Annotated in this window: 15 protein-coding genes; all 15 read left to right on the top strand. The window is 71.1% G+C overall.

Annotation, left to right across the window (positions count from 1 at the left end):
- Nucleotides 1-29: 29 nt before the first annotated feature.
- The 15 genes from FFG40_RS12775 (at nucleotide 30) to FFG40_RS12705 (ending at nucleotide 16,638) form a co-directional block, all read left to right on the top strand.
- The gene (locus tag FFG40_RS12775) at nucleotides 30-632 is read left to right on the top strand and encodes a TetR/AcrR family transcriptional regulator (RefSeq protein ID WP_138803571.1); all 603 of its coding nucleotides are present in this window, start codon (nucleotides 30-32) and stop codon (nucleotides 630-632) included.
- A gap of 47 nt (nucleotides 633-679) precedes the next feature.
- Nucleotides 680-1,339, top strand: coding sequence for a ribulose-phosphate 3-epimerase (gene rpe, locus FFG40_RS12770; RefSeq protein ID WP_138803570.1), 660 nt, complete (start codon nucleotides 680-682; stop codon nucleotides 1,337-1,339).
- Between the two features lie 101 nt (nucleotides 1,340-1,440).
- Nucleotides 1,441-1,704: a phosphoribosyl-ATP diphosphatase gene (locus tag FFG40_RS12765; protein WP_111084162.1), complete on the top strand. Its 264-nt coding sequence runs from the start codon at nucleotides 1,441-1,443 to the stop codon at nucleotides 1,702-1,704.
- A 70-nt stretch (nucleotides 1,705-1,774) separates the two neighbouring features.
- Nucleotides 1,775-2,614, top strand: a complete 840-nt coding sequence (gene hisG / locus FFG40_RS12760; protein WP_027465727.1) for an ATP phosphoribosyltransferase — start codon at nucleotides 1,775-1,777, stop codon at nucleotides 2,612-2,614.
- Nucleotides 2,611-3,381, top strand: a complete 771-nt coding sequence (hisF, locus tag FFG40_RS12755) for an imidazole glycerol phosphate synthase subunit HisF (protein WP_138803569.1) — start codon at nucleotides 2,611-2,613, stop codon at nucleotides 3,379-3,381. Before hisG ends, hisF begins: the two co-directional genes overlap by 4 nt.
- A 25-nt stretch (nucleotides 3,382-3,406) precedes the next feature.
- Entirely contained in the window at nucleotides 3,407-3,805 is a 399-nt protein-coding gene (hisI, locus tag FFG40_RS12750; RefSeq protein ID WP_138803568.1) for a phosphoribosyl-AMP cyclohydrolase, read from the top strand.
- Nucleotides 3,802-5,346: an anthranilate synthase component I gene (locus FFG40_RS12745; protein ID WP_138803567.1), complete on the top strand. Its 1,545-nt coding sequence runs from the start codon at nucleotides 3,802-3,804 to the stop codon at nucleotides 5,344-5,346. The genes hisI and FFG40_RS12745 overlap by 4 nt, the downstream gene beginning before the upstream one ends.
- On the top strand, nucleotides 5,343-6,041 hold the full coding sequence (locus FFG40_RS12740) for a Trp biosynthesis-associated membrane protein (RefSeq protein WP_110858960.1): 699 nt from the start codon (nucleotides 5,343-5,345) through the stop codon (nucleotides 6,039-6,041). The genes FFG40_RS12745 and FFG40_RS12740 overlap by 4 nt, the downstream gene beginning before the upstream one ends.
- Nucleotides 6,038-6,277 (top strand): HGxxPAAW family protein, encoded by a 240-nt coding sequence (locus tag FFG40_RS12735; RefSeq protein ID WP_017887200.1) that lies wholly within the window; start codon nucleotides 6,038-6,040, stop codon nucleotides 6,275-6,277. Before FFG40_RS12740 ends, FFG40_RS12735 begins: the two co-directional genes overlap by 4 nt.
- A 19-nt stretch (nucleotides 6,278-6,296) precedes the next feature.
- A complete protein-coding gene (trpC, locus tag FFG40_RS12730) occupies nucleotides 6,297-7,082 on the top strand; it encodes an indole-3-glycerol phosphate synthase TrpC (RefSeq protein ID WP_027465722.1) in 786 nt (261 codons plus the stop codon).
- A 127-nt stretch (nucleotides 7,083-7,209) separates the two neighbouring features.
- The gene (gene trpB / locus FFG40_RS12725) at nucleotides 7,210-8,424 is read left to right on the top strand and encodes a tryptophan synthase subunit beta (protein WP_071244754.1); all 1,215 of its coding nucleotides are present in this window, start codon (nucleotides 7,210-7,212) and stop codon (nucleotides 8,422-8,424) included.
- Nucleotides 8,421-9,215 (top strand): tryptophan synthase subunit alpha, encoded by a 795-nt coding sequence (gene trpA / locus FFG40_RS12720; protein WP_027465720.1) that lies wholly within the window; start codon nucleotides 8,421-8,423, stop codon nucleotides 9,213-9,215. Before trpB ends, trpA begins: the two co-directional genes overlap by 4 nt.
- A 96-nt stretch (nucleotides 9,216-9,311) precedes the next feature.
- A complete protein-coding gene (gene lgt, locus FFG40_RS12715; protein WP_182066407.1) occupies nucleotides 9,312-10,298 on the top strand; it encodes a prolipoprotein diacylglyceryl transferase in 987 nt (328 codons plus the stop codon).
- A 224-nt stretch (nucleotides 10,299-10,522) separates the two neighbouring features.
- Nucleotides 10,523-15,127 carry a glutamate synthase large subunit gene (gene gltB / locus FFG40_RS12710; protein ID WP_395876399.1) on the top strand — a complete coding sequence of 1,535 codons (4,605 nt, stop codon included), beginning with the start codon at nucleotides 10,523-10,525 and terminating at the stop codon, nucleotides 15,125-15,127.
- A gap of 53 nt (nucleotides 15,128-15,180) precedes the next feature.
- Nucleotides 15,181-16,638, top strand: a complete 1,458-nt coding sequence (locus FFG40_RS12705; protein ID WP_110858958.1) for a glutamate synthase subunit beta — start codon at nucleotides 15,181-15,183, stop codon at nucleotides 16,636-16,638.
- Nucleotides 16,639-16,710: the final 72 nt, after the last annotated feature.

Raw genomic sequence — 16,710 nt, 5'->3', positions numbered from 1 at the left:
AATGCCTAGTTCGGGACTAGGATGTCCCCATGACCGAGCGGCCCTTCCACCACGGGAACCTGCGGGCGGTGCTCCTCGACGAGGCTGTCGCGGTGCTTCGGGAGTCAGGGGTCGACGGACTCTCGCTCCGCGACCTCGCCCGCCGCGCCGGGGTCAGTCACGGCGCCCCCCGGAGTCACTTCGTCGATCGGCAGGCGCTCCTCGACGCCCTCGCCGAACTCGGCTTCGACCGGTTGACCGCTGCCGTGCGCCGGGCACTGTCGGGTGCCGACGGGCTGGAGGACCGGTTCCGCCGGGTCGCCCTGGCGTACGTGGACTTCGCGATCGACGACGCGGCGCTGATGGACCTCATGTTCCAGGCGCAGACGACCGGCCGGACAGGCCCCGTGCAGGCTGCCGCGGAGTCGCTGTTCGCGGTGCTCGAGGGTGCCGTGGGAACCGCGACGACGGGGGACGACGGTGCGGACGCCCGACTCCTCTTCAAGCTCCTGTTCGCGGCGACCATGCAGGGGATCGCCACCCTGGTCGTCTCGCACCGGATCGACCGGGTGCAGGGCGAACGGCTCGTCGACGCCGCGCTCGAGACGATGCTCGGCTCGGAGCTCGGCACCCGGGTGGTCGGCGGGCGCTGACGTCGCCACGGAGCGGCCCGGCAGGCTCGCGCCGGTAGGCTTGCCCGGTGACGATCCGCATCTCGCCGAGCATCCTGTCCGCAGACTTCGCGAACCTCGAGCGCGAACTCCAGCGCATCGAGACCGCCGACCTGGTGCACGTCGACGTGATGGACAACCACTTCGTCCCGAACCTGACGCTCGGGCTGCCGATCGTGGAGCGCTTGCAGCAGGTGTCGCCGGTGCCGCTCGACGTGCACCTGATGGTCACCGACGCCGACCGCAACGCGCCGAAGTACGCCGAGACGGGCGCGTCGAGCGTCACGTTCCACTTCGAGGCAGCCGACGACCCGGTGGCGACCGCCGCGGCGATCCGGTCGAACGGTGCTCGGGCCGCCGTCGCCGTGAAGCCCGGTACCCCGATCACGCAGGTGCTGCACCACCTCGACGCCTATGACATGATCCTGCTGATGACGGTCGAGCCCGGGTTCGGCGGCCAGTCCTTCATGCCGTCCGTGATGCCGAAGCTCGCCGACGCCCGCGCCGCCGTCGACGCGTCCGGGCTCGACGTCTGGCTCGAGGTGGACGGCGGGATCGCGGTCGACACCGTGCCCGAGGCCGTCCGGAGCGGTGCCGACACCCTGGTGGCGGGCTCCGCGGTGTACGGCGGCGAACCAGCCGCGCGCATCGCCGACCTGCGCGAAGCCGCCGCCCGGGCACGCTCGTGACCGGGGGAGCGCCGGAGCGCACCGGCGTCACCGAGGCGACCACTGCCTCCCGTCCGGACGGTGCGTCGGCAGCGTCGGCGGAGACCGGTAACCTGGACCGCGTGAAGACGTTCGACGACCTGTTCCAGGAGCTCACCGAGAAGGCGCGCACGCGCCCCGAGGGCTCCGGCACCGTCGCCGAACTGGACGCCGGCGTGCACCAGATCGGCAAGAAGATCGTGGAAGAAGCGGCCGAGGTCTGGATGGCGGCCGAGTACGAGGGCGACGAGCGCACCTCGGAGGAGATCTCGCAGCTCGTGTACCACCTGCAGGTCCTCATGGTCGCGAAGGGGCTGTCCCCGGCGGACATCTGGCGACATCTGTAGGACGCGCTCGGGCACCGCCCGCGCACCGACCTCGATCCGCCACGACCCCGACCAGAAAGCAGACCCCCTGATGCTCCGCATCGCCGTGCCCAACAAGGGCTCCCTGTCCGAGACCGCGTCCGACATGCTGCGCGAGGCCGGGTACGCCGGTCGCCGCGACCCGAAGGCGCTGCACCTGCTCGACGAGCGCAACGGCGTCGAGTTCTTCTTCCTCCGCCCGCGGGACATCGCGACCTACGTCGGCTCCGGCGCACTCGACGTCGGCATCACCGGCCGCGACCTGCTGCTCGACTCCGGGTCCGAGGCGCACGAGGTCGACGCGCTCGGCTTCGCCGACTCCACCTTCCGGTTCGCCGGCACCCCGGGTCGGTTCGCCTCGCTGCAGGACCTCGACGGCGTGCGGGTGGCCACGAGCTACCCCGGACTGGTCGGTGCGTTCCTCGCCGAGCACGGGGTCAGCTCCACGCTCGTGAAGCTCGACGGCGCGGTCGAGAGCGCCGTCCGGCTCGGGGTCGCCGACGCCGTGGCCGACGTCGTGTCGACGGGCAGCACGCTCCGGCAGGCGGGCCTCGAGATCTTCGGCCCGGTGATCCTCGAGTCGACCGCGGTGCTCGTCTCCACCGACGAGACCATCCCCGGCATCGACGTGCTCCGCCGACGCCTGCAGGGCGTGCTCGTCGCCCGTGGCTACGTGATGCTCGACTACGACGTCCCCACGGCCCTGCTCGAGCAGGCGACGGCGGTGGCGTCCGGCATCGAGTCGCCCACCGTGTCGCCGCTGCACGACCGCGACTGGGCGGCCGTCCGCGTGATGATCCCGCGCGACGACGCGAACCTCATCATGGACGCGCTCTACGACCTCGGCGCCCGGGCGATCCTCGTCAGCCCGATCCACGCGGCACGCCTGTGACCGCCGGTGGCGTGTCGGTCCGGGTCGTCCCGTGCCTCGACGTCAAGGGCGGCCGCGTCGTCAAGGGCGTCAACTTCCTGGACCTCCAGGACGCCGGTGACCCCGTCGAGCTCGCGGCTCGGTACTACGAGCAGGGTGCCGACGAGCTGACCTTCCTCGACGTCGGCGCCACGGTCGAGAACCGGGCGACGATGTACGACACCGTGACCCGGACGGCCGAGCAGGTCTTCATCCCGCTCACCGTCGGTGGTGGGGTGCGCAGCGTCGACGACGTCTCGCGCCTGCAGCAGTGCGGCGCGGACAAGATCGGCGTGAACAGCGCAGCGATCGCCCGGCACGAGCTCATCGGGGAGATCGCCGACCGGTTCGGTGCCCAGGCCGTCGTGCTGTCGCTCGACGTCAAGCGCTCTGACCGGATGCCCTCGGGTTTCGTGGTCACCACCCACGGCGGGCGGACCGAGTCCGACCTCGACGCCATCGCGTGGGCACGCGAGGCCGTCGAGCGCGGCGCGGGGGAACTGCTCGTCAACTCCATCGACGCCGACGGCACGAAGAACGGGTTCGACCTCGAACTCGTGGCCGCGGTGCGCGCCGTCTCGTCCGTCCCGGTGATCGCCTCGGGAGGCGCGGGTCGCGTCGAGCACTTCGCCCCGGCCGTCGACGCGGGAGCGGATGCAGTCCTCGCCGCCAGTGTCTTCCACCGTGGCGAGATGACCGTGGGGGACGTCAAGGCCGCGCTCCGCGCGACCGGCCACGCCGTCCGCTGATCCGCCGCCGTAGGCTAGGAGTCTCATGACCGACAGCACCAGCACCGACACCGAGGCGGTCCTCGACCGCGCACGCTTCGGTGCGGACGGCCTGCTCCCCGCCATCGTGCAGGAGGAATCGTCGAAGGACGTCCTCATGCTCGGCTACATGGACCGGGAAGCCCTCCGCCGCACCCTCACCGAAGGCCGTGTGACCTTCTGGTCGCGGTCGCGGAACGAGTACTGGCGGAAGGGTGACACGTCGGGACACGCCCAGTACGTCCGGGGCGCTGCACTGGACTGCGACGACGACACGCTCCTCGTCACGGTGCACCAGGTCGGGGCGGCGTGCCACACCGGTGCGCACCGGTGCTTCGACGTCGACCCGCTCGCGCCCGTGACCATGTCCGCCCCGGCGGACACGGCCGTGGAGCCGACCCGATGACCACCGCGACGATCTCCGAGACCCCGCACACGACCTCCCGACCGGAGTTCGACGGCCTGCTCGGCGACCACCGCGTCCTGCCGGTCGTCCGCGCGCTGTACGGCGACAGCGAGACGCCGGTCGGCGTCTACCGCAAGCTCGCCGACGGCCGCCCCGGGTCCTTCCTGCTCGAGTCCGCCGGTCAGGGCGGCCTGTGGTCACGCTGGTCGTTCGTCGGTGTGCGGAGCTTCGGCGTCCTGACGCAGGACGGCGACCGAGCGGCCTGGATCGACACCGGGATCGACGCCGAGCGCGCCGTCGGGTCGCTCGACGGCGCCCCCCTCGAGGTCCTGGCACGGTTGCACGAGCGCTGGGCGACGCCCCGCGTGCCCGGCTCGCCGCCCCTCGTCGGCGGCACCGTCGGCTTCATCGGGTGGGAGGCCGTGCGCCAGCTCGAGCACCTGCCGAACGTGCCGCCGGCCGACTTCGACGTCCCCGGACAGGCGCTGTCGTTCGTCTCCGAACTCGCCGCGCTCGACCACCGCACCGGTCTCGTGCTGCTCGTCGCGAGCGTGCTGAACGACGGCACCGACGACGCGGACACCCTCTGGGCGGACGCGCAGCAGCGCCTCGACCGCATGCAGGGCGACCTGGTGCAGCCGAGCGTCGCGACCGTCGCCGAGGCGTTCGAGATCGCCGAGCCGACCCCGACACACCGCACGAGCCCGGCCGACTACATGGCGTCCGTCGAGCGCTCGAAGGGCTTCATCCGCGACGGTGACGTGTTCCAGGTCGTCATCTCGCAGCGGTTCGACCACGAGGTCACGGCCGACCCGCTCGACGTCTACCGGGTGCTCCGGACACTGAACCCGAGCCCGTACATGTACTTCCTCGCCCTCGCGGACACCGCCGACGAGCGGTTCTGGATCGTCGGCGCTTCACCAGAGGCTCTGGTCAAGGTGCAGGGCGACCGCGCCATCACGCACCCGATCGCCGGGTCCCGCCCGCGTGGTGCGACCCCGGAAGCGGACGTCCACCTCGGCGAGGACCTGCTCGGCGACCCGAAGGAGCGCGCCGAGCACCTGATGCTCGTCGACCTCGCCCGCAACGACCTGCAGAAGGTGTGCGAGCCGGGCACCGTCAGCGTCACCGAGTTCATGACCGTCGAGCGGTTCAGCCACATCATGCACCTGGTGTCGAGCGTCGAGGGGCGGGTGCGTCCCGACGCCTCGGCGATCGACGTGTTCCGGGCGACGTTCCCGGCCGGCACGCTCTCGGGTGCACCGAAGCCGCGTGCGCTCGAGATCATCGACGAGCTCGAGCCGGCGAAGCGCGGTGCGTACGCCGGTGTCGTCGGGTACTTCGACTTCGCCGGTGACGCCGACCTGGCGATCGCGATCCGCACCGCCCTGATCAAGGACGGGGTCGCCCGCGTGCAGGCCGGTGCCGGACTCGTCGCGGACTCCGACCCGGAGACCGAGCACGTCGAGGCGGTCAACAAGGCCGCCGCCCCGCTGCGTGCCGTCGCCACGGCCAACCGGATGCGCGAGGTCCGCTCGTGAAGCGCTCGCGTCCGATCGTGGTCGTCGCCGGACTCCTGGTCGCCGGCGTCATCATGCTCGCCTGGACCCAGACCTGGTTCACCGTGCGCCTGCACGCGGGCGCCGCCGTCACCTCGACGGTCTCGGCCGACGGGGCGGCGGTCGTGCCGCAGTACACGGCGCTGGCGATCGCCAGCCTCGCGCTCTTCCTGGCGATGACCATCGCCGGACGTGTGCTGCGCATCGTGCTCGCCGCCGTCGAGATCTTGCTCGGCCTCGGGGTCGTCGTCAGCGGGATCACCGCACTCGGTGACCCCATCGCCGCTGCACGCGGCGCCGTCGGCGAGGTCGCCGGGGTCAGTGACCTCGGCGCCGTCCGCGGTGTCGTGTCGAGCGTCTCCGTCAGCCCGTGGCCCGCCGTCGGGATCGCGGGCGGCGTCCTCGCCGTGCTGCTCGGCGTGGTCGTCATCGTGGTCCAGCGCGCCTGGCCCGGCCCGAGCCGGAAGTACGGCGCCGCGACCGCCGGAGCCGCCGCGGCGGCACGCGCGGCAGCACCCGTCCAGCGCGACGCGGTCGTCGACTGGGACGACCTGAGCGCGGGCGTGGACCCGACCACCGCCGACGGCGCGGGCGCGGGGGCGCCGAGTGACGACACGGTAGGATCGACAGGGCGTCGCTCGACCGACGACGCCGGAGCAGAACGAGGAGCACCGTGAGCAACACTGAGCCCGCAGAACTCGGCGAAGGCCACTCGCCGGCCGCCTGGACCGCCGTCGTGATCATGCTGATCGGATTCGCGGCAGGCACGCTGTTCTTCTGGTTCGACCAGCCGTGGGGCGTCTGGGCCTCCGCTGGCGTCGTCCTCATCGGCCTCATCGTCGGTGGCGTGATGAAGAAGGCCGGCTACGGCGTCGACGGTCCGAAGTTCGTCCCCAAGCACCACGGCGAGTAGGGGTCTCCCGATGCCGAACGTGCTCGAGACCCTCGTCGCGGGCGCGCTCGAGGACGCCGCCGCCCGTCGTGTCGACCGTCCGTACTCGGACGTCGAACGCGACCTCGACCGGGTGGCGTCGCCGCTCGACGCCCTCGCGTTCCTCAGCCCGGGCGACCGGGTGAAGATCATCGCCGAGGTCAAGCGCGCCAGCCCGTCCCGCGGGTCGATGGCCGCGATCGCCGACCCGGCTGCCCTCGCCGCCGACTACGAGCGTGGCGGGGCCTCGACGATCAGCGTCCTGACCGAGGGCCGCAAGTTCCTCGGCAGCCTCGCCGACCTCGAAGCCGTGAAGGCCCGCGTCGGGGTCCCCGTGCTCCGCAAGGACTTCATCGCCGACCCATACCAGGTGATCGAGGCCCGGGCGTCCGGAGCCGACGTCGTGCTGCTCATCGTGGCGGCGCTCGAACAGGCCCGCCTGGTCGAACTGCACACCCTGGCCGAAGAACTCGGCATGCGCGTGCTGGTCGAGGCGCACTCCGGTGACGAGGTCACGCGTGGCCTCGACGCCGGCGCCCGCATCCTCGGCGTCAACGCCCGTGACCTGACCGACTTCTCGCTCGACCGCGACCTGTTCGGGTCGCTCGCCGACCGCATCCCCACCGGGGTCGTGCGGGTCGCCGAGTCCGCGGTCTCCGGTCCCGCCGACGTCGCCCACTACCGGGCAGCCGGCGCCGACGTCGTGCTGGTCGGCGAAGCGCTCGTGACGGGCGACGACCCCGCCGCGACCCTGGCGTCGTTCGTCGACGCCGCCGACCAGGCCTGACCGGCTCACCGGGCCGCTGACCAGCGGCCCGGACCGCCAACGCATCGAGGCCGCCGACCGCGGCCGCACGTTCCACCCGTCCGACGCGGCCCACCAGCCGCGTCGGACTCGTCCCGGGAGACACATCGTGACCTCACTCCGCGACCTGCACGGCCCCTACTTCGGTGACTTCGGCGGACGCTTCGTCCCCGAGTCCCTCGTCCTCGCGCTCGACGAGCTCGAGGCCGCCTTCCGCCAGGCCTGGGCGGACCCGGCGTTCCGTGCCGAGCTCGACGAGCTGCAGCGCGACTACACCGGGCGCCCGTCGATCATCACCGAGGTGCCGCGGTTCGCGAAGCACGCCGGTGGTGCCCGGGTGATCCTGAAGCGCGAGGACCTGAACCACACCGGGTCCCACAAGATCAACAACGTCCTCGGCCAGGCCCTCGTCGCCCGTCGGCTCGGCAAGACCCGCCTGATCGCCGAGACCGGTGCCGGCCAGCACGGCGTCGCCACCGCGACCGCTGCCGCACTGTTCGGCATGGAGTGCGTCGTCTACATGGGCGCCGTGGACACCGAGCGACAGGCCCTCAACGTGGCGCGGATGCGCCTGCTCGGCGCCGAGGTGATCCCCGTCGAGACCGGTTCGCGCACCCTGAAGGACGCCATCAACGACGCCCTGCGCGACTGGGTCGCCAACGTCGAGTCGACGCACTACCTGCTCGGCACGGTCGCCGGTCCGCACCCGTTCCCCGAGATGGTGCGCGAGTTCCACAAGGTCATCGGCGAGGAAGCGCGCCAGCAGGTCCTGGACCGCGTCGGGCGCCTGCCGGACGCCGTCGCGGCCTGCGTCGGCGGCGGATCGAACGCGATGGGCATCTTCGAGGCGTTCCTCGACGACGAGTCCGTCGCCCTGCACGGCTTCGAGGCCGGCGGCGACGGCGTCGAGACCGGTCGGCACGCGGCGAGCATCACGCTCGGTCGCGAGGGCGTGCTGCAGGGCGCGAAGTCGTACCTGATGCAGGACGAGGACGGCCAGACGATCGAGAGCCACAGCATCTCCGCCGGACTCGACTACCCGAGCGTCGGACCGGAGCACGCGTACCTGGCGTCGATCGGCCGCGCGAAGTACCAGCCGATCACCGACACCGAGGCGATGGAGGCGTTCCGCCTGCTGAGCCAGACCGAGGGGATCATCCCGGCGATCGAGTCGTCCCACGCCCTCGCCGGTGCCATGAAGCTCGGCAAGGAGCTCGGCCCCGAGGGCGTCGTGCTCGTGAACCTGTCCGGCCGGGGCGACAAGGACGTCGCGTCCGCCAGTCGCTACTTCGGCATCCTCGACGAGAACGCGGTGCAGCTGTGACCACGAACCGGACCGTCGCCACGACGATCGACACCGCCAACGCCGAGCGCGCCGGAGCCGTCGTCGGCTACCTGCCCGCCGGGTACCCGAACCTGCAGACCAGCGTCGACGCCGCCGTCGCCCTCGCCGAGAACGGCGTGGACGTCATCGAGTTCGGCCTGCCGTACTCGGACCCGGTGATGGACGGCCCCGTGATCCAGCGGGCGGCCGAGGAGAGCCTGGCGAACGGCTTCCGGGTCGCACAGGTCTTCGACGCCGTGCAGCAGATCACCGAGCGGGCCGACGTGCCGGTGCTCGTCATGACCTACTGGAACCCGGTGCTGCGCTACGGCGTGGACCGCTTCGCCGACGACCTCGTCGCCGCCGGAGCCGCCGGCCTCATCACGCCCGACCTCATCCCCGACGAGGCCTCCGCGTGGACCGAGGCCTCCGAGCGGACCGGGCTCGACCGGGTCTTCCTCGCCGCACCGTCCTCGTCGGACGAGCGCATGCGCCAGGCGGTCGAGGCCAGCCGTGGGTTCGTCTACGCCGTCTCCACGATGGGTGTGACCGGTGCACGGGCCGGGGTCGACGTCGCCGCACGCACGGTGGTGTCGCGCCTGCGCGACGCCGGGGTCGAGCGCACCTGCGTGGGTCTCGGGATCTCGACGGCCGAGCAGGTCGGCGAGGTGCTCGAGTACGCCGACGGCGCCATCGTCGGGTCCGCGTTCGTCCGCGCGCTGGCCGACCTCGGTGTGCAGGGTGTGGCCGACCGTGCCGCCGACCTCGCCACCGGCGCCCGCCGCCGCTAGTCCAGTTCCTGTCGGGCCCGCGACCCGCGCTACAGTGAGCGAGGCCGACGCCACGTCGACCGCGCCCCGTCAGTTCCGAAAGGCGACAGCACCTCCATGCCCCTCCTGAGCATCCCGAGCCCGAGCACCGCCTGGCAGTACTTCGACCTGACCGCCTGGCTGCGCGACGCGTTCGGCTGGTCGCTGCCCCTCGACTTCCGCATCCACGCGTACGCGATCTGCATCCTGATCGGGATCGTCGCCGCGGTCGTCCTGGCGAACCGCAGGCTCAACGCCCGCGGCGTCGAGCGCTGGATCATCATCGACATCGCGATCTGGGCCGTGCCCGCCGGCATCATCGGCGGTCGCCTCTTCCACGTGTTCACCCACGTGTCCGACTACTTCGGCCCTGGCATCGACCCGCTGTCCTTCCTGTACATCTGGGAGGGCGGGCTCGCCATCTTCGGCGCGCTCATCCTCGGGTCGGTCGGCGCGTGGATCGGCTGCCGCCAGGTGGGCCTGCGGTTCACGTCGTTCATCGACGCCGTGGTGCCGGGCGTCCTGCTCGCGCAGGCCTTCGGTCGGCTGGGCAACTACTTCAACCAGGAGCTCTTCGGCATGCCGACGAGCCTGCCCTGGGGCCTCGAGATCGACTCGAGCAACGCCGCGTTCCCGAAGGGTCTGCCCGAGGGCACGCTGTTCCACCCGACGTTCCTGTACGAGATCATCTGGAACGTCCTCGGTGTCGTCGTCATCCTGTTCCTCGCGCGCAAGTTCACGCTGCAGTGGGGCAAGGTCCTCGGCCTGTACCTGATCTGGTACGGCGCCGGACGCTCGGTGCTCGAGTCCATCCGCGTCGACACGAGCGAGACCTTCTCCGGGGTCCGCACCAACGTGTGGGTGGCCCTCGCCGCGGTCGTCATCGGCATCCTGATCTTCGTGGTGCAGAGCCGACGGCACACCGGCAAGGAGCCGAGCCCGTACCTGCCGGGTCGCGGGCCCCGTCCGGCCTCCGTTGTAGACTCCGAGGACACCTTCTCGGAGCACGACGACGACGCAGCAGACGGCGTCACGAGCGACGAACCGGTCACGACCACTCGCTGATCCCGTGGTGGGAGCACCCGCTCCCGACGACCACCGGTCACGTGCAGCACCACCAGCAGCAGCAGCACCAGACGGTCTCCGCCACAAGCGGGGCCCAGCAACCTCGCCGGCCGGCAGGGCAACTCACTGACGGCGGGCACGGGCACCAGTCCCGCCCGCTCGGGCGGAACGCACCACCGGGCCACCGCTGTCCCTGTTCCACTTCCTCGTGAGGACGGTTCCCCATGGCGCTCCAGCCAACCCAGCCCTCGGCACCGACGAGCCTCGTGCCGCCGCACCGCCGCTTCTCCGCGATCCCGGACGCCACGGGCATGTACGACCCGGCGAACGAGAAGGACGCCTGCGGACTCGCGATGGTCGCGACCCTGCGCGGCACACCCGGTCACGACATCGTCGACGCGGCGCTCGGTGCGCTCCGGAACCTCGAGCACCGCGGTGCCGTGGGCTCCGACGCGGGCACCGGTGACGGCGCGGGCATCCTGTGCCAGGTGCCCGACGAGTTCCTCCGGGCCGTCGTGCCCTTCGAGCTGCCGGCGGCGGGGGAGTACGCCGTCGGTACCGCCTACCTGCCCCTGGACGACGACGCGCGCCACGCGGTGAAGGGCGCCGTCGAGCGGCTCGCCCGCGAAGAGGGCCTGAAGGTCCTCGGGTGGCGCGAGGTCCCGGTGCGTCCGGAGGTCCTCGGCACGCTGGCCCGTGCCGCGATGCCGGCGTTCGAGCAGCTGTTCGTCGCCTCCATCCGGCACGACGTGCACGGTGCCTCGTGGAGCGGCATCGCGCTGGACCGCCAGGCCTTCCGGCTCCGCAAGCGCGCCGAGCACGACAACGACCTGTACTTCATGTCGCTGTCGAGCCGCACCATGGTCTACAAGGGCATGGTCACGACGCTCCAGCTCGAGCCGTTCTACCCGGACCTCAGCGACGAGCGCTTCGCGTCGAAGCTCGCGATCGTGCACTCGCGCTACTCCACCAACACGTTCCCGTCGTGGCCGCTCGCGCAGCCGTTCCGGACGATCGCCCACAACGGTGAGATCAACACGGTGCGCGGCAACCGCAACTGGATGCGCGCCCGCCAGTCGCAGCTCGAGAGCGAACTGCTCGGCGACATGGCCCCGCTGCTGCCCATCGTGAGCCCGGGGGCGAGCGACTCGGCCTCGTTCGACGAGGTCCTCGAGCTGCTGACCCTGACCGGCCGGACCCTGCCGCATGCCGTGTCGATGATGGTTCCAGAGGCGTGGGAGAACCAGGTCGGGATGGACCCGGACCTCCGCGCGTTCTACGAGTACCACTCGATGCTCATGGAGCCGTGGGACGGCCCCGCCGCGATCACCTTCACCGACGGCTCGCTCGTCGGCGCCACCCTCGACCGCAACGGCCTGCGCCCCGGACGCTTCCTGGTCACGGACGACGGCCTCATCGTGATGGGCTCCGAGACCGGAGTGATCGACGTGCCGGCCGCCAAGGTCGTGCGCAAGGGGCGCCTGCGTCCGGGCCGGATGTTCCTGGTGGACACCGAGGCCGGCCGCATCATCGAGGACGACGAGGTCAAGCGCGAACTCGCCGCCTCGGGTCCCTGGGGCGACTGGCTCGAAGCCGGCCGCATCAACCTCAACGACCTGCCGGAGCGCGAGCACATCGTGCACACCCCGGCCTCGGTCACCCGTCGGCAGCGCGCGTTCGGGTACACCGAAGAAGAGGTCCGGATCCTGCTGCGCCCGATGGCGGCAGCGGGGGCCGAACCCCTCGGCGCGATGGGCTCGGACACCCCGATCGCCGTGCTGTCGGAGCGTCCGCGACTGCTCTTCGACTACTTCACGCAGCAGTTCGCGCAGGTGACCAACCCGCCGCTCGACTCGATCCGTGAGCAGGTCATCACCTCGATGGGGATGGGGCTCGGTCCGGAGCGCAACCTGCTCTCCGCCGGTCCCGAGCACGCGAAGCAGATCACGCTCGACTTCCCGGTGATCGACAACGACCAGCTCGCCAAGGTCCAGCACTTCGAGACCGAGTCGGGTCGCCACCTGACCGTCACGATCAAGGGCCTGTACCGCGTCGACGCCGGCAAGAAGGCCATGCAGAAGCGCATCGCCGCCGTGTGCGACGAGGTCGACGCCGCGATCGAGTCCGGCAAGCAGTTCATCGTGCTGTCCGACCGCGACGGCAACTCCGAGCAGGCACCGGTGCCGAGCCTCCTGCTCCTCGCCGCGGTCCACCACCACCTGATCCGCACCGAGCAGCGGATGAAGGTCGGGCTCATCGTCGAGGCCGGCGACGTGCGCGAGGTCCACCACGTGGCGACCCTCATCGGGTACGGCGCGTCGGCGATCAACCCGTACCTGGCGATGGAGACCTGCGAGAACCTGGTTCGTGCCGGCATGATCCCCGGCATCACCCCGGAGCAGGCCGTCAAGAACGTCATCAAGGCGCTCGGCAAGGGCGTGCTGAAGATCATGTCGAAGATGGGCATCTCCACGGTGTCCAGCTACGCCGGTGCGCAGGCGTTCGAGGCCGTCGGGCTCAGCCAGGAGTTCGTCGACAAGTACTTCACGGGCACCTCGTCGATCCTGGGCGGCGTCGACATCGACGTCATCGCCAAGGAGAACGCCGAGCGGCACGCCCAGGCGTACCCGCAGGACGGCGCGGTGCTCGCGCACGAGCGACTGCAGGTCGGCGGCGAGTACCAGTGGCGCCGCCAGGGCCCACCGCACCTGTTCAACCCGGACACGGTGTTCCGCCTGCAGCACGCCACACGTGCCCGCCGGTACGACATCTTCCGCGAGTACTCGAGCGCCGTGGACGACCAGTCCGAGCAGCTCATGACGCTCCGCGGGCTGTTCCGGTTCAAGCAGGGCGCGCGGAAGCCCATCGCGCTCGACGAGGTCGAGTCGCTCGAGTCGATCGTCAAGCGGTTCAACACCGGTGCGATGTCCTACGGGTCCATCTCGAAGGAGGCCCACGAGACGCTCGCCATCGCGATGAACCGTCTCGGTGGCCGTTCGAACACGGGCGAGGGCGGCGAGGACGTCGACCGGCTCCTCGACCCCGAGCGCCGCAGTGCGATCAAGCAGGTCGCCTCCGGCCGGTTCGGCGTGACGAGCATGTACCTGACGCACGCCACCGACATCCAGCTCAAGATGGCGCAGGGCGCGAAGCCCGGCGAGGGCGGGCAGCTGCCCCCGGCGAAGGTCTACCCGTGGGTGGCCCGCACCCGGCACGCCACCGCGGGCGTCGGCCTCATCTCGCCGCCACCGCACCACGACATCTACTCCATCGAGGACCTCAAGCAGCTGATCTTCGACGTCAAGCGCGCCAACCCGGCCGCCCGCGTCCACGTGAAGCTCGTGAGCCAGTCCGGCATCGGTGCGGTCGCGGCCGGCGTGACGAAGGCCCTGGCCGACGTCGTGCTCGTGTCCGGCCACGACGGCGGCACCGGCGCGAGCCCGCTGAACTCGCTCAAGCACGCCGGCACCCCGTGGGAGATCGGCCTGGCCGAGACCCAGCAGACGCTCATGCTGAACGGCATGCGCGACCGCGTCGTCGTGCAGGTGGACGGGCAGATGAAGACCGGGCGCGACGTCGTCGTGGCCGCGTTGCTCGGTGCCGAGGAGTACGGCTTCGCGACCGCGCCGCTCGTGGTCGAGGGCTGCATCCTGATGCGCGTCTGCCACCTGGACACCTGCCCGGTCGGCGTCGCCACGCAGAACCCCGAGCTCCGCAAGCGGTTCTCCGGCAAGCCCGAGTTCGTCGTGAACTTCTTCGAGTTCATCGCGCAAGAGGTCCGCGAGCTCCTCGCCGAGCTCGGCTTCCGCAGCCTCGACGAGGCCATCGGGCAGACCGGGGCGCTCGACGTCGACCGTGCCGTGGAGCACTGGAAGGCCTCAGGGCTCGACCTCGCGCCGGTGCTCAAGGGGCCGCACTTCGACGACGCCGAACCGCGCCGCCACCACCGCGAGCAGGACCACGAGCTGGACCAGCACTTCGACGTGCAGCTCATCCAGCAGACCGCGGACGTGCTCGACCACGGCGGTTCGATCGCGCTCGACCTGCCCATCCGCAACACCGAGCGCGCCGTCGGCACCATGCTCGGCCACCAGGTGACCCTGCGACACGGCGAGCACGGCCTGCCGAACGGATCGATCGACGTGACGCTGCGCGGTTCTGCCGGGCAGTCGCTCGGCGCGTTCCTGCCGGCGGGCATCACGCTGCGGCTCATCGGTGACAGCAACGACTACGTCGGCAAGGGGCTCTCCGGCGGCCAGATCGTCGTCCGCCCCGACGCCGGTTCGGGCTTCGACCCCGCCGAGAACGTCATCGCCGGCAACGTCATCGGGTACGGCGCCACCCAGGGCAGCATGTTCATCCGCGGCATCGTGGGCGAGCGGTTCCTGGTGCGGAACTCCGGTGCCACGGCCGTCGTCGAGGGCGTGGGCGACCACGCGCTCGAGTACATGACGGGCGGGCTCGCGCTCATCCTCGGCGAGACCGGCCGGAACCTCGGTGCCGGCATGTCCGGTGGCACGGCGTACGTCCGTGGGCTCCGCGAGGAGCACGTGAACACCGACGCCCTGGCGTCCGGCGAACTCCGGCTCGAGGCGCTCGACAGCGCCGACGTCGAGATCGTCACCGACCTGCTCACCCGGCACGCCGACGAGACGGGGTCGACGCTCGCGTCCGACCTGCTGGCGTCCGGAGACCTGAGCGACTTCGTCAAGGTGCTGCCGCGCGACTACGCGGCGGTGCTCGAGACGCGCAGACAGGCCGTCGACGAGGGGCTCGACCCCGACGGTGACATCGTTTGGAACAGGATCATGGAGGTGACCGGTGGCTGAGCGTCACGCACGTCCGGAACAGGCAGCGCCCAACACGACCTCGGAGGTGACCGGTGGCTGACCCCAAGGGATTCCTGAAGGTCCAGGAACGCGAACTCCCGCCCCGGCGGCCCGTGCCCGTGCGACTCATGGACTGGAAAGAGGTCTACGAGCAGCAGGAGTCCGGTGTCCTGAAGCGCCAGGCCGGCCGCTGCATGGACTGCGGCGTGCCGTTCTGCCACCAGGGCTGCCCGCTCGGCAACCTGATCCCGGAGTGGAACGACCTGACCTGGCGCGGTGAGGGCCGGCAGGCGATCGAGCGCCTGCACGAGACGAACAACTTCCCGGAGTTCACGGGCCGGCTCTGCCCCGCCCCGTGTGAGTCGTCGTGCGTGCTCGGCATCAACCAGCCCCCGGTGACGATCAAGCAGGTCGAGGTCTCGATCATCGACCAGGCGTTCCAGAACGGCTGGGTCACCCCGCACCCGCCGGAGCGCCTGACGGGCAAGACCGTCGCCGTCGTCGGCTCCGGCCCCGCCGGACTCGCCGCCGCGCAGCAGCTCACGCGTGCCGGCCACACGGTCGCCGTCTACGAGCGGGACGACCGCATCGGCGGCCTGCTCCGCTACGGCATCCCGGACTTCAAGATGGAGAAGCGCCAGATCGACGCGCGCCTCGCCCAGATGCAGGCCGAGGGCACCCGGTTCCGTGCCGGGGTCGAGATCGGCAGGGACATCACCTGGGACGACCTGAAGTCGCGCTACGACGCGGTCGTCGTCGCCACCGGTGCCACGGTGCCGCGCGACCTGCCGATCCCGGGGCGCGACCTCGAGGGCGTGCACTTCGCCATGGACTACCTGGTCCAGCAGAACAAGGCGAACGCGGGCACGACGGTCGACAACCAGATCACGGCCGAGGGCAAGCACGTCGTCGTCATCGGCGGCGGCGACACCGGCGCGGACTGCATCGGTACCGCCCACCGCCAGGGCGCGTTGAGCGTGACGAACCTGGCGATCGGCAAGCAGCCGCCGCTCGAGCGTCCGTCCGACCAGCCGTGGCCGATGTTCCCGACCGTGTTCGAGATCACGAGCGCCCACGAAGAGGGCGGCGAGCGGCACTTCCTCGCCTCCACCGTCGAGTTCCTGTCGAACGACGCCGGCGAGGTCCGCGCACTGCGGGTCGCCGAGACCGAGTACCTCGACGGCCGACGGGTCCCGAAGGCGGGCAGCGAGCGGGAGATCCCGGCCGACCTCGTCCTCATCGCGATGGGCTTCACCGGCCCCGAGTCGGACACGATCGAGCCGCAGCTCGGTCTGCCGACCACGGTCTCCGGGGCGCTCGACCGCCGTGCCGACTACGCGACCAACGAGGCCGGCGTGTTCGTCGCCGGCGACGCGGGTCGCGGGCAGTCGCTCATCGTGTGGGCGATCGCCGAGGGCCGTGCCGCGGCCGCACAGGTCGACGAGTACCTCGAGGGCTCCACGATCCTGCCGGCACCGGTCAAGGCGACCGACCGGGCGATCTCCGTCTGATGTCGGACGCGCACCAGATGTCGGGCCGCCGCCAGACGGCGGACCGTCTCCACCAGATGCTCACGCTCCCGT

This window comes from Curtobacterium sp. KBS0715 (genome assembly GCF_005938005.2).
Lineage (GTDB): Bacteria > Actinomycetota > Actinomycetes > Actinomycetales > Microbacteriaceae > Curtobacterium > Curtobacterium flaccumfaciens.
Note: the sequence above shows the minus strand (reverse complement) of the source record. Positions and strands in the feature narration are given on the sequence as shown.

Bases quoted from the DNA above. Each gene is read 5' to 3' on its own strand.
- gltB (WP_395876399.1), top strand. From the start codon at position 10,523: ATGGCGCTCCAGCCAACCCAGCCCTCGGCACCGACGAGCCTCGTGCCG.
- lgt (WP_182066407.1), top strand. From the start codon at position 9,312: ATGCCCCTCCTGAGCATCCCGAGCCCGAGCACCGCCTGGCAGTACTTC.
- FFG40_RS12745 (WP_138803567.1), top strand. From the start codon at position 3,802: ATGACCACCGCGACGATCTCCGAGACCCCGCACACGACCTCCCGACCG.
- hisI (WP_138803568.1), top strand. From the start codon at position 3,407: ATGACCGACAGCACCAGCACCGACACCGAGGCGGTCCTCGACCGCGCA.
- hisG (WP_027465727.1), top strand. From the start codon at position 1,775: ATGCTCCGCATCGCCGTGCCCAACAAGGGCTCCCTGTCCGAGACCGCG.
- FFG40_RS12775 (WP_138803571.1), top strand. From the start codon at position 30: ATGACCGAGCGGCCCTTCCACCACGGGAACCTGCGGGCGGTGCTCCTC.